The following is a 12511-nucleotide window of genomic DNA, read 5'->3' as shown; positions in this document are numbered from 1 at the left end:
AACTTCACGCCCCTATTTCTTAAAGATATTAACAAGTAGGATATACTTGCTGTTCTTTGATCGACCCATAATATCATTGATTCGAATACGACCAAAGCCCCTAACACTAAGAGTATCAGTAATGGCAATAAACGCAGACGCATTCTTATTGACGACCCAATTAATTTGGACCTTACCATGATCTACTAAGGCCTTAGCATTTTGTCGAGACAAGTCATAGGCCGTTGCAATAATTGAATCCAATCGCAATGACTGTACAAGGATCGTTTCATCAATTGACTCATCTTTTGGCAAAAGAACCTCAGAAAAATCTTTTTTAATCAAATGAATCTTGTAAGGACCAATCTTTTTCACTTGTTCCTCAATGTAATCGCTCATCGAATTAAATACAAAAAATTGCCAATTTTCACCATCGGTAATTATATCTCCAAAACGGTCACGTTCTACGCCTGATCCTGTTAATGAGCCTAATATTTGACCGTGATGTAAATTAGCAAATTTTTCTGGATAACGTATTTCATACATAGCAATCTCGAAATCAGAATCTTGCGGTACAAAATAGTCAGGAGCAATTATTCCCCTGACTCTTTCAGAATTTCTAAAACCTCCAAAGTAATGAACATATAAATCGTCATACTTGTTAATCAGGTTATTCAAAATTGTTTGTTCGCGCAGATTCAAAAAATCAGTCAATTGTGGCGTATACATCGTTTGAGCTCTTAATAAAATATCACTTATTTTATCAATGAACGGCTTTTCTTCTGGACGAAAATAGCCGCCGCCAATGATTGTATTTTTATCATCCATAGTTAAATTATTAAAAATATCGCTTTCTGCAATAATCGAATTAATATCAGTGCAACTATTGGAGAAAAATCTAGAAAACCTATACTAGTAGGAATAAACCTTCTAATTAAGTTCAAGAATGGATCTACTGCTCTAACTATCAAACTTCCAAAAGCTGAATTATATAGTGAAGGTATAAAAGACATTATACAATACAAAAAAATTATAAATTCATACAATTCGAAAGCCAGACTAATAATGAACGGCAGTCCACTTACAATTCGATCCATATCATTCCTCGACTTTATTCGTTTATATCTGGTATGCTTCCGTCGATTTCAAACTTAGGTGGTGTGCAAAGAAAAATCTTATCGCCAACACGCTTGATTTCACCATTGATGGCATAAATAGCCCCAGTCAAAAAGTCCACGATCCGCTTTGATTGTTGATCATTGACATTGGTAAAATTAACGATCACCGCTTTATTATTCAAAAGTTGTTTAGCGATAACTTTCGCATCTGAGTAAACCCTAGGTTGGTAAATAGCAATTTTACTGTTGGCCTTAGTTCGAGCTTCACTAGCTGTACTCATAGATACTACCTTTTCGTTATTTGCGTAGTTTTCTTGCTTTGGTTCTGCTGCTTCTGGCTTCTTTTCGTCGAAGTCATCTTCATCATTAATACCAAAAAAACTGCCTAATTTTTCAAATGCCATAGGAAAGTCTCCTTTTATTTTTTGTTACGACGTTTAAAAATTGGAGGAGTTGAATCATCATCGTCATCGCTTAAATCAATTGTTTCTGGTTTTTGGAAAATTTCAAAGTCTCCCTTTTCGCTAGAAACGTTATTGTTCTTTGAAGCATCACGATTAATATCCCAGTCTGCTAAAGGATCATTAGATGGTTTAGCTTGAGGTTTGGGTTGTGCTTGCTCCTCAGGCTTCTTATTATTGTCCAATGTAGCTCTTGGATTGTGCAATGGGCGTCTAGTTGGTTCCTTCTTCTTATCGCCACTTTCAACACCAGTAGCAATAACCGTTACCTTAACTTGATCACCTAAAGTATCATCGATTGAAGTACCAAAGATTATATTAACATCTGATGTAGCTTGTTCGGAAACAATTTGCGCTGCATCTTGAGCTTCAAATAGTGACAAGTCTGGTCCACCAGTAATATTAAGAAGAACTTGTTTAGCACCATCGATTGAAACTTCAAGTAATGGTGAAGAAATAGCCTTCTTAGTAGCTTCAGTAATTCTGTTTTCGCCGTTAGCTGTACCGATACCCATCAAAGCAGAACCTTGATCAGACATAACTGTCTTAACATCGGCAAAGTCCAAGTTAACGAAACCAGGTGATGTGATCAAATCAGAAATGCTTTGAACACCTTGACGCAAAACGTCATCAGCAACACTGAAAGCTTCATTCATTGGAGTCTTCTTATCGACAATTTCCAATAGTTTACTGTTAGAAATTAAAACTAATGTATCAACATCTTTCTTTAGTTCAGTAATTCCATCGGCTGCAAAACGTGAACGCTTAGCACCTTCAAAGGCAAATGGACGTGTAACAACGCCAACTGTCAAAGCACCACTTTCTTTAGCAATGTTAGCAACGATAGGAGCGGCACCAGTACCAGTTCCACCACCCATTCCGGCAGTGACAAAAATCATATCTGCGCCTTCAAGAGCTTCTTTAATGGCCTCTTCACTTTCCTGAGCAGCTTTTTGTCCAACCTCAGGATTTGAACCAGCACCTAAACCTCTAGTCAATTTAGGTCCTAATTGAATTTTAGTTTCAGCATTTGAATTTTCTAGAGCTTGAACATCAGTATTAGCAGCGATGAATTGGACGCCTTTGATATCTGCTTCAACCATTCGATTAACAGCATTTCCGCCGGCACCACCGACACCGATAACTTTAATTACCGCTCCCTTGTTTTGGCTTGAGTCTAAAGTATATTCCATTAAGGAGTTCCTCCTACAAATCATTTAATTTAGTTTTTATTAATCAAAAAATCTACTCCAAAAGTCCTTGAATTTCGACGTCTTTTTCTCTTTTGATTCTGGCGTCTCTTCTTCAGTTGGTTGGTCCTCTTGAGTTGTATCAACTGGTTGTTCTGGTTGTGGTTCTGGAACAGTCGGTTGAGGTCTACTATTTGAAACAGTAGCACCATTGACAACATTGTCAGCAATTACTCCAATGTCATTCAATCTTGAAGCATAAGTAACTAATCCTAATCCTAAAGAATAAGAAGGATACCGCATACCCATTTGGGTAGGTACGTAGCTTCTTACTTTAACATCAAAAATCTTTCGAGCAAGATCTTCAATGTTAGGAGTTGCAGCTACACCACCAGTAAGTACGATACCACCCGGAAGTGATAACGCTCCAGCCTCTTCTAGTGGTGCTTGCAATCTCGTAAAGATTTGGTTCAATCTAGCTTCAATGATTTCGGCTAAATATTCCTCTGAAATCATGGTTGGCTCACTCTTTCCAACCACTTCTACGTTAATATTTTCCTCAGTTTCCGACTTATCAGCTGATGCATTACCGTAGTAAAGCTTTAATTGGTTGGCATTCTCAACCGTTGTATTTAAAACGACAGAAATATCATGCGTTACATAATCTCCGCCTTCAAAATCTACAGTCGACAATTTTAAGTTATGATCGTGCACGACTGAAGCTGTTGTTTGCCCAGCTCCCATGTCGATAATAACGGCTCCAAAATCACTTTCACCGTCATTTAATACCACCTGACTCAATGCCATTGGAGAGATTACTTTATGAATAATATTTAGACCGGCCTTTTGAATGGCCTTTTTAGTATTATGTACGATTGTTTTTGGTGCCGTGTAAATGATTCCCGTCATTTCCAAACGAACACCAATCATTCCTCGTGGATCACGAATATTAGTGAATCCATCAACGGAAAATTGTTTAGGTATTAGAGAAACTACTTCTCTTTCACTAGGTAAGTTTTGGACCATAGCAGCCAGCATTACTTGTCTGACATCATTTTCATTAATTTCTTTTGATTGAGAACCAACCGCTATCATCCCTTGGCATTTCTCAATCTGTAACATATTTGCCGATATACCGACTACAACGTTACGAATAGTTATATTTGCTTGTGTTTCGGCCTTCTTAATGGCTTTTTTGATAGCACCTGCCGCTTTGTCTATATCGACTATAACGCCACGACTGACTCCCTCAGAACGTTCACTGCCAACGCCCACGACACTCAATCTATCATCAGACGATTCAGCAACGACCACTTTTATTGAATTAGTACCAATATCTAGACCTACAAAGAATTCAGAATTGTCCATTAATCGTAGCAGCCTCCCTTACCTAGAAAAATCTATTCACTAAAAAATTTTAACACAAATATGATTATATTAAACCTATTTCTTGTCTTTAAAGGGATAAGAATAGGCACCGATTTCTAAATCTATAACGCCTTTTTTCTTCATCTGCGCAGCCATTCCTGGATAATACTTCAACTTCGACTGAACAGTCCTCATATCAGCTATCACCTTATTGCCATCATTCATGTCAATCTTAATGCGATATGGATTCAGCTTCGTTGGAGCGTTACGAATCTCAGAAATGTTGGTTTGAATATTTTTAGCCAACTTAGCATAAATATTGGAAATTTGTTTCAATCTCTTATGACTAAAATTACTATAAATTGGATAACTTCCAATCGGTGAATTGAGTTTTTGATCTATTATCTGACCATTACTAATAATCCGATAATAACCACCATCTTTGGCAATAAATCCAAGTGTTGGACGTTCCTTCACAGTAATTGTCAAATCGCGCAAATTACGAGTACGAAATGAAATAGATTCAATCGATGGTAATTTTTTCTCTGTTTCTTTTGATATCGAACCATGGTGCAACAAAACATTGAACAAAGTGGAATGATCATCAATTTTAGTAGCATCGATAACTTGTTGTGCTCCCAAATCATTGACACCTTTAACATTGATATTCCTAACTTTACTCAACGGCGAACCAAAATAAGCAATCAAAACTATGAAGAAAACTAGTACGATGATTAAACTATTTTTACTTACTTTGATTTTTATCTTTTTCAACACCTTAATCCTCAAATCTTACTTATTTACTAAGTCGACCAGAACTTTGATCAAGCGATCAGTCGCATCAGGGACACCAATCTTCTTAGAATTGATTGACATTTCTTGTTGCAACTTAGCATCACCCATAATTTGATTAATTTCTTTAAACAAACTATCAGAGTTCAAATCTTTCTCAGCAATCATAACTGCAGCGTCGACTTTAGCAACTGAAAGTGCATTTTTTGTTTGGTGGTCATGCGTTACATAAGGACTTGGAATGAAAATCGCTGGAATTCCAAGTGCCGTTATCTCAGCGATACTAGTAGCACCACTACGACCAACAATCAACTTAATATCAGGTAAAATCTCAGGCATATTATCAATATATGGCAATACCGAAACATTTGCACTCTTAAGGTACTTGTCATCAATCAATTTAATAACACCATCATAATGTACTCGACCCGTTACGAATAATACTTGATAATCACTTTCAACAAATTTAGGCATCGTTTCAATTACAGCCTGATTGATTGGCTTGGCACCTCTGGAACCTCCAAAAATCATAACCGTATCTTTGTCTGGTTCTAAGCCAAACTCTTTTAAACGGTCATTCTTCTGAATGTTAACTACTTCTTGGGCTCTAGGGTTACCAGTGAAAACGATCTTTCTTTTTTCATTAAATTGATCTGCTGCTTCAGTAAACGCAATTGCAATCTTATCAACGAAGTTAGCTAAGAACTTGTTTGTAACGCCAGCAATTGTGTTTTGTTCATGAATTACGGTCGGTATGTGCATTGTGTGAGCTGCATATACGATAGCACTTGAAACATAGCCACCAGTTCCGATGACGATATCTGGCTTAAATTCTTTGATAATCTTACGAGATTTATGAATACTTGATAAGAACAATTGTACTGTCTTCAAATTTTCCAAACTCAGTTTACGTCTAAAGCCTTGAATTTCAATTGTTTTAAATGCAATGCCAGCATTCTTGACAATCTTGCTTTCTAGGCCTTTTTCTGTCCCAACGTATAAAACATCCTCAACCATGTCACGTTCCTTTAAACGCTTAATTAAGGCCATTGCGGGGTAAATATGTCCACCGGTACCACCACCGGAAACAATTATGCGCATTTTAGTCATCATTGATTTCTCCCTTTAAAGTTTCGACCTCTTTAATAAATTGGTCACCACGTTCTTCAAAGGTGTGGAATTGATCCCAACTAGCTGCAGCTGGTGAAAGCAAAATAACATCTTCTGGATCACTTTGTTTGTACGCTTCAGGAACTGCTTCAGTCAAATTATCAACTTTAACAATGTTACTTACATCGGCTTTTTGAGCTGATTCAATCACCTTATCTGCTGTTTGACCATAAACTACTAAATTATTAACTTTCCCCTTTAAAGCAGGAATAAGTTCGTCAAATCCGTTTCCACGATCCAAACCACCGGCAATCAAAGTAATTGGTTGTTTGAAAGCTGTTAAGGCTACGATTGTTGCTTCCACATTAGTAGCTTTGGAATCATTATAAAACTTATGTCCGCCAAAAGTATCAACGTACTGGATACGATGTTTGACACCCTTGAATGAAGATAAGACTTCAATAATATCGGCGTTACTTACGTCGTACAGTTTAGCAACACTGATTGCTGCCAAGGCGTTTTGAACGTTATGTTCACCAGGAATCTTGATTTCGTCAGTTTTCATAACAGCTTCGCCATTGCAATAAATGACATCATCTTTTACAAAAGCACCTTGATCTAAAGTTTGGTTGTCAGAAAATGGCAAAATTTGAGCCTGTGATTGTTTAGCTAAACCACGCCATTCTTCAGTATTGTAATTAACTACAAAGTAATCATTCTTAGTTTGGTTCTTAGTAATGTGCATCTTAGCTTTGATATAGTTTGCACGAGTCTTGTGAAAATCTAAGTGAGTTGAATAAATATTATTTAACACTGCTACATGTGGATGTAATTCAATCGTTCCTTGCAATTGAAAACTAGAAAGCTCAGTTACAACAACATCCTTGGCAGTTGCTTTTTGAATAACATCGGAAATAGGAATACCAATGTTTCCAGCATAATAAGAATTCTCGAACTTTGGTGAATGCTTGAGCATCAATTGAATCAAAGTCGTCACTGTAGTTTTACCGTTAGTTCCTGTAACACCAACCATTGTGGCATCACTAAAACTATAGGCAACTTCTGGCTCAGTAATAACTGGAATCATCAATTCCTCGGCTTTTTGAATCAACTCATTGGAATAGAAAATTCCCGGATTCTTAACTAAATAATCAAATGAATCATCAATTAAGTCAGCACTATTAGTTCCAGTGATAACTTTGAATCCTTCATCGATCAAAGCTTGAGCTTCAGTGTTACCTTCAAGGGGATTAGAATCGACAACGGTAACATCAGAACCCATTTTTTTTAATAATTTGGCTACGGCGTAACCACTCTTGGCTAAGCCTAATACTAAGATTTTTTTATTTGAATAATTACTCTTTTTCATTGCTTAAACTACTTCCCTATACGAATAAAATTAAATAAATTGCAGAACAGATTGCCCCGAAAATCCAAAAGACAATATCAATCTTCCATTCACTCCAGCCCATCATTTCAAAATGGTGATGAATTGGTGTCATCTTGAAAATACGACGGTGGAATACTTTGAATGAAAAGACTTGTAACATAACACTGGCTGTTTCAATTACATAAACCAAACCGATCAACAATAGTGACCAGTAACGACCTAATAAAATTGAAATAGCTGCTAATCCAGCACCAAGAGCCAATGAACCAACATCACCCATAAAAATCTTGGCTGGTTTGTGGTTGTACAGTAAGAATGCTAATAAAGCACCAACCACTGAGAAACACACGATAGCTAAATCAGGTTTGTTTTGATTCAAAGAAATGATTCCGTAAGTAAAGTAAGAAATTGTTCCTAATCCACCTAACAAACCATCCAAGCCATCAGTCAAGTTAGTAGCATTTGAAAAACCAACCAACCAAAAGATTGTGAACAATACGAAAATCACTACTGAATCAATCGACAAGATTCCAGGAATAGTAAAGTTCATTGGTAATTGATCATCGTTATAAACGTACAAGAAAATAATTCCAACGATTACTTGTAACAATGCTTTTTGCCAAGCACGTAAGCCTAGATTTCTCTTCTTGAAAACTTTAATGAAATCATCAATGAAACCAATGCATCCGTATAACACGATGACAAAAGTCGTAATCAATAATGAGCGATCCAATTGACCTTGCCAAAGTCCGACCCAAATATTTGTGATCAAAGTAGCTAAAATTACTAGCAAACCACCCATAGTAGGTGTGCCAGACTTTTTAGCATGCCACTTTGGGCCTTCTTCACGAATCGATTGTCCTTCCTTATGTCTAATTAGATAACCAATTAAAAATGGCATCAAAATTGCAACGATAGCAAACGAGCTAACTATATCGAAAATAATATGACTAATTTCCATGAAAATCCCCTTAATTATTTATTTTTCAATGTGATTATAATTTTACCACTGTCATTTATCACATGACCAGCCTCAACTGACTGTTTAACGACATATCCATCGCCTTTTGTCGTAACTTTTTTACCAGTTATTTCAGCAAACTTCAGAACATCGTTTTTCGACCAACCTGTCAGATCTGGCATCGTCATTGCCCCATTAGTTAACAAGACCATTCTTTGTCCTGGCATTACTTTTTGACCACTATCAGGTAATTGTTGCACGACTTTATCACCCGTACCAATCACTCCTGATTGTAAGCCTAAGTTCTTGATCTTACTCAACGCTGAGTTCGTTGATTTGTCCAAAAGACTAGGTACATTCACGTACTGACTACCTGCTTCAACAGAATCAGTCTGTGATTTTCCTTGGCTAACTAAACGTTTAACTAATGGATTGAAGACCTCAGATAAAATCTTTTCAGCAGATTCAGTCATTTTTTGTGGCTGTTTCATCGTGACATAAACAATGTAATTAGGATCATTATATGGAATCATCCCAGCAACAGAGAAAATATAATTATTTGAACCTGTCAAATAACCACCGTTTGGAGAGGCAATTTGAGCAGTTCCGGTTTTTACACCAACCTTAACTCCAGGTACATTATAAACTATCCCGGTACCATAACTCTTCGTTACAACTTGACGCATAGCTTTTTGAACTTTTTTAGCTGTACTTGCTTTGATTGGCTGGCCGACTACTTCACGCTTAAATTTCTTAGTCGTCTTACCTGTATCGGCATCAACGATTTTTTTGATAATTTGTGGCTTGATCATTTTTCCGCCGTTAGCAATAGCCGAAAAAGCCTGCAACATTTGCATAGTATTAACATTGACACTTTGACCAAACGAAGTCATTGCTTGATCACTTGTGTGTTCATAAGAAATACTACCCGAAACCTCTCCAGGTAGATCCACACCAGTCTTTTGACCAATATGGAACTTCTTCATGTAATTCATCCAAGTTTGTGAGCCCATCTCTTGTTCCAATTTGACCATACCAACGTTAGATGATCTCGTAAAGGCCTCAGAAAGAGGAATATAACCCCAGCCAGCAGTATTCCAATCGCCGATTGTTCGACCACCAACTTCTACTGTACCTGATTGATAAAGTTGATCAGGATTATAGTTTCCAGAATCGATTGAAGCTGATAAAGTCAAAATTTTCATGACTGAACCCGGTTCAAACTGATCTTCAACTAATGTGTCACGCCAACTATTGCTGAGTCCCTTACCAGTTGTTGGATTAAAGGTTGGGCGTTGTGTGGCCGCTTCAATTGCACCAGTTTTAGCATTCATTACTAAGATTTGTAAATTCTTTGGTTCATATTTCTCTTCAACTGTTTGCGCTAAAATTTCAGCGTATTGTTGAATTTTACTATTCAAAGTTAAGTAAACATTGGAACCATCAGAGGATTTCTTCTCCACCATTTGCGATCCAGGTAACTCATTACCGTTTTTATCAACTTTAGTGATCTGTTTACCATTTTTACCTGATAAAACTTTATTAAAGTACTTTTCAATTCCCATCACACCACTGATATTGCTGTTTTCATCATTGGCATCATCAGCCTTTGTAATACCAACTAAGTTCGTTGCAAAGACTCCATTAGGATAAGATCTTGAAGGCAATTCAATAAAATGAATCCCCGGTAAATTCTTGGAAGTGATCTTACGTTTTATTTCAATCGATAAACCACGACCTGATGGACCAAACTCGACTTGATACTGTTTCTTGCTTGCAGGAGTCAAATATTTTTTGATTTGCTTCTTTGATAAAGACAAATATTTACTCAATACCTGAGCCGTTTTATCTTTATCAACTACATAGTCAGCTTTGCCACTAGCCGTTTTCGACTTATGATCCACAATTGCATAAATATTATAAATAGTTGAATCTCCAGCAATCATATCCCCATTAACGTCGAGGATATCACCACGTTTGGCATTGACTTTTGTCACTCGTTCGTACTTTTGTTTCGTCTTTTGCTCCAAATTAACGCCGTCATATTGCTTACTCATTGAGATATAGGCGAATCTTTGGATAAAAAGGATAAAAGAAAAGGCAGTCGCAATCAAAATTACTATCCCAACAATATAATGATTGCGTCTTGCCTTATTTTTAAATAATTTTCTGAACTTACTCATTTTGAAATATTCCTTACATTGTTGTCACTCATTTTCAAATTATGCTTTTTTGCAAACGAAGAAAAGCGATCAAAACTAGTTAATTCAGAAATCTCTTGTCTTAAATTAACGTTACTGGTATTTGTTTTTGTAATCTGTGTAGTCAGACTATCTAATTTATTTTGAGAAGAAGTCATCGAAACTTTAATGCTGACCAAAGTAACCATTAAGCCCAAGGTCAATAAAGCTAATGTCACGATTGAAAGGATCTCAAACTTTGACAAAGCAACACTAGAAGTTTTTGGAGCAGACTGAACCTGCTCTTGTGGTTGTTGTTCAACTTGATATTCTTGTAAGTTTCTGGCAGTACTTTCTTCTCTCATATTATTATTTCTCCATTATATCTTTTCAACGACACGTAATTTCGCACTATGAGCCCGATTGTTTTCAGACAATTCTTCTTCATTAGGCAAGATTGGTTTCCTAGTGATCTGTTTCAAGACTGGCTTGATATCATCAGGAATGACAGGAAGTCCCCTTGGTAAATCAACATGGGAATTGTTTTTAAAAATATGTTTTACAATTCGGTCTTCTTTGGATTGAAAAGTTATAACGCTTATTCTGCCTTTTGACGCTAACAAATCTATGGCTTGTTCGAGAGATCTCTCTAAAGAACCCAATTCATCATTAACAGCAATTCTAATCGCTTGAAAAACACGTTTAGCAGGATGACCACCAGTTCTTCTAGCTGCTGCAGGAATAGCATTTTTAATAATGTCTGCTAATTCCAAGGTAGAAGTAATACGATGATCATCTCTAGTACGTTCAATGGCGCGAGCAATTTGTTTAGCAAATTTTTCATCACTATATTTATAGAAAATACTTACTAATTCATTAAATGTCCAGTCATTAACGATTTTTTCGGCATCAAGATCTTGTCTCTGATCCATCCGCATATCTAAACGGGCTTCTTTTTTATAGCTAAAGCCTCTTTGGGCATCATCAAATTGAGGAGATGAAACTCCCAAATCATAAACAATGCCGTCAACCTTCTCTATTCCAAGTTCGTTCAAACGTTCTTGCATATTTTCAAAATTATCGCGTATTAAAGTTAGTGAATTATCACCAATAATGTTTGGATCATTTTGAATATTTTCACCGACCTCAATGGCAGCCTCATCACGATCAAAAACATAAAGATGACTATTGTGTACGCGACTCAATAATTCTTTAGTGTGTCCTCCACGACCAAAGGTTGCGTCAACGTAAATACCATTATCGTGTGGATTTATTTCATCAATAGTTTCTTTTAAAAGTACTGTTTTATGTTTATATACATTAGAAGTCAAAGTCTGTCATTTTCTCCGATATTTCCTCAAAATTATCTTCAGCCTCTTGGCTAAATTCGTTCCAACGCTCCGCATCCCAAATTTCAATTCGATCTGAAACTCCGACAATTACACAATCTTTTTGTAATTTAGCAAACTTGACTAGTGGGTTCGAAAGATTGATCCGACCTTGTTTGTCAAATTCAACTTCTGCCGCAGCAGAGTAAAAGAATCGCGTAAATGCTCTTGCGTCTTTTTTTGTTAAAGGCAACTTATCCAATTGAGCTTCGAGTTTTTCCCATTGCTCAATTGGATACCCAAAAAGGCAACCATCCATACCTCGAGTAATTACAAACTTATCACCAAGTAGCTTCCTAAACTTTGCCGGGATAATAACCCGACCTTTAGTATCTAGTGTGTGATGAAATTCACCCATGAACACGGACAGTTCACCTCAATTCTTTAACACTTCCTAATTTACCACAATTCCCCACTTTTAACCACATGATATTAATAATTTCACAAGAAAAGTGAAAGCCATTACTATTTGTATGGTTCTAGCGGTGGGGTAATTTTTCAAATTATATTGGTAACGGTTGCAAATGTTGCATAAAATGAGTTTGTGAAGTAGTATTTCACTATATATTTAATT

13 protein-coding genes are annotated in these 12511 nt (G+C 36.5%); all 13 read right to left on the bottom strand.

What is annotated here, in order from left to right:
- Positions 1-12: 12 nt before the first annotated feature.
- The gene (locus G6534_RS03950; protein ID WP_059074168.1) at positions 13-807 is read right to left on the bottom strand and encodes a YlmH family RNA-binding protein; all 795 of its coding nucleotides are present in this window, start codon (positions 805-807) and stop codon (positions 13-15) included.
- A gap of 2 nt (positions 808-809) precedes the next feature.
- A complete protein-coding gene (locus tag G6534_RS03945; protein ID WP_057812027.1) occupies positions 810-1076 on the bottom strand; it encodes a YggT family protein in 267 nt (88 codons plus the stop codon).
- 14 nt (positions 1077-1090) lie between these two features.
- On the bottom strand, positions 1091-1501 hold the full coding sequence (locus G6534_RS03940; protein WP_059074167.1) for a cell division protein SepF: 411 nt from the start codon (positions 1499-1501) through the stop codon (positions 1091-1093).
- A 14-nt stretch (positions 1502-1515) separates the two neighbouring features.
- Positions 1516-2751: a cell division protein FtsZ gene (gene ftsZ / locus G6534_RS03935; RefSeq protein ID WP_059074166.1), complete on the bottom strand. Its 1236-nt coding sequence runs from the start codon at positions 2749-2751 to the stop codon at positions 1516-1518.
- A gap of 39 nt (positions 2752-2790) precedes the next feature.
- Positions 2791-4116, bottom strand: coding sequence for a cell division protein FtsA (gene ftsA / locus G6534_RS03930; protein ID WP_182083158.1), 1326 nt, complete (start codon positions 4114-4116; stop codon positions 2791-2793).
- Between the two features lie 75 nt (positions 4117-4191).
- Positions 4192-4890: a cell division protein FtsQ/DivIB gene (locus tag G6534_RS03925; protein ID WP_161936646.1), complete on the bottom strand. Its 699-nt coding sequence runs from the start codon at positions 4888-4890 to the stop codon at positions 4192-4194.
- 18 nt (positions 4891-4908) lie between these two features.
- Entirely contained in the window at positions 4909-6009 is a 1101-nt protein-coding gene (gene murG / locus G6534_RS03920) for an undecaprenyldiphospho-muramoylpentapeptide beta-N-acetylglucosaminyltransferase (protein ID WP_059074198.1), read from the bottom strand.
- 1 nt (position 6010) lies between these two features.
- A complete protein-coding gene (gene murD / locus G6534_RS03915) occupies positions 6011-7387 on the bottom strand; it encodes a UDP-N-acetylmuramoyl-L-alanine--D-glutamate ligase (protein WP_059074163.1) in 1377 nt (458 codons plus the stop codon).
- A 16-nt stretch (positions 7388-7403) separates the two neighbouring features.
- Complete coding sequence (mraY, locus tag G6534_RS03910) at positions 7404-8369, bottom strand: phospho-N-acetylmuramoyl-pentapeptide-transferase (protein WP_059074162.1); 966 nt, start codon at positions 8367-8369, stop codon at positions 7404-7406.
- A 14-nt stretch (positions 8370-8383) separates the two neighbouring features.
- Entirely contained in the window at positions 8384-10552 is a 2169-nt protein-coding gene (locus tag G6534_RS03905; RefSeq protein ID WP_182083157.1) for a penicillin-binding transpeptidase domain-containing protein, read from the bottom strand.
- Positions 10549-10914, bottom strand: a complete 366-nt coding sequence (ftsL, locus tag G6534_RS03900; protein ID WP_010020123.1) for a cell division protein FtsL — start codon at positions 10912-10914, stop codon at positions 10549-10551. The genes G6534_RS03905 and ftsL overlap by 4 nt, the downstream gene beginning before the upstream one ends.
- Positions 10915-10929: 15 nt before the next feature.
- Positions 10930-11880: a 16S rRNA (cytosine(1402)-N(4))-methyltransferase RsmH gene (gene rsmH, locus G6534_RS03895; RefSeq protein ID WP_059074161.1), complete on the bottom strand. Its 951-nt coding sequence runs from the start codon at positions 11878-11880 to the stop codon at positions 10930-10932.
- The gene (gene mraZ / locus G6534_RS03890; protein ID WP_059074160.1) at positions 11870-12301 is read right to left on the bottom strand and encodes a division/cell wall cluster transcriptional repressor MraZ; all 432 of its coding nucleotides are present in this window, start codon (positions 12299-12301) and stop codon (positions 11870-11872) included. The genes rsmH and mraZ overlap by 11 nt, the downstream gene beginning before the upstream one ends.
- Positions 12302-12511 lie beyond the last annotated feature (210 nt).

The organism is Companilactobacillus pabuli, assembly GCF_014058425.1.
Taxonomy (GTDB): domain Bacteria; phylum Bacillota; class Bacilli; order Lactobacillales; family Lactobacillaceae; genus Companilactobacillus; species Companilactobacillus pabuli.
Note: the sequence above shows the minus strand (reverse complement) of the source record. Positions and strands in the feature narration are given on the sequence as shown.

Excerpts from the sequence above, each read along its gene's own strand:
- ftsL (WP_010020123.1), bottom strand. The coding sequence starts at position 10,914 with ATGAGAGAAGAAAGTACTGCCAGAAACTTACAAGAATATCAAGTTGAA.
- G6534_RS03945 (WP_057812027.1), bottom strand. The coding sequence starts at position 1,076 with ATGGATCGAATTGTAAGTGGACTGCCGTTCATTATTAGTCTGGCTTTC.
- G6534_RS03950 (WP_059074168.1), bottom strand. The coding sequence starts at position 807 with ATGGATGATAAAAATACAATCATTGGCGGCGGCTATTTTCGTCCAGAA.
- murG (WP_059074198.1), bottom strand. The coding sequence starts at position 6,009 with ATGCGCATAATTGTTTCCGGTGGTGGTACCGGTGGACATATTTACCCC.
- murD (WP_059074163.1), bottom strand. The coding sequence starts at position 7,387 with ATGAAAAAGAGTAATTATTCAAATAAAAAAATCTTAGTATTAGGCTTA.
- ftsZ (WP_059074166.1), bottom strand. The coding sequence starts at position 2,751 with ATGGAATATACTTTAGACTCAAGCCAAAACAAGGGAGCGGTAATTAAA.
- mraY (WP_059074162.1), bottom strand. The coding sequence starts at position 8,369 with ATGGAAATTAGTCATATTATTTTCGATATAGTTAGCTCGTTTGCTATC.
- G6534_RS03940 (WP_059074167.1), bottom strand. The coding sequence starts at position 1,501 with ATGGCATTTGAAAAATTAGGCAGTTTTTTTGGTATTAATGATGAAGAT.
- G6534_RS03905 (WP_182083157.1), bottom strand. The coding sequence starts at position 10,552 with ATGAGTAAGTTCAGAAAATTATTTAAAAATAAGGCAAGACGCAATCAT.
- ftsA (WP_182083158.1), bottom strand. The coding sequence starts at position 4,116 with ATGGACAATTCTGAATTCTTTGTAGGTCTAGATATTGGTACTAATTCA.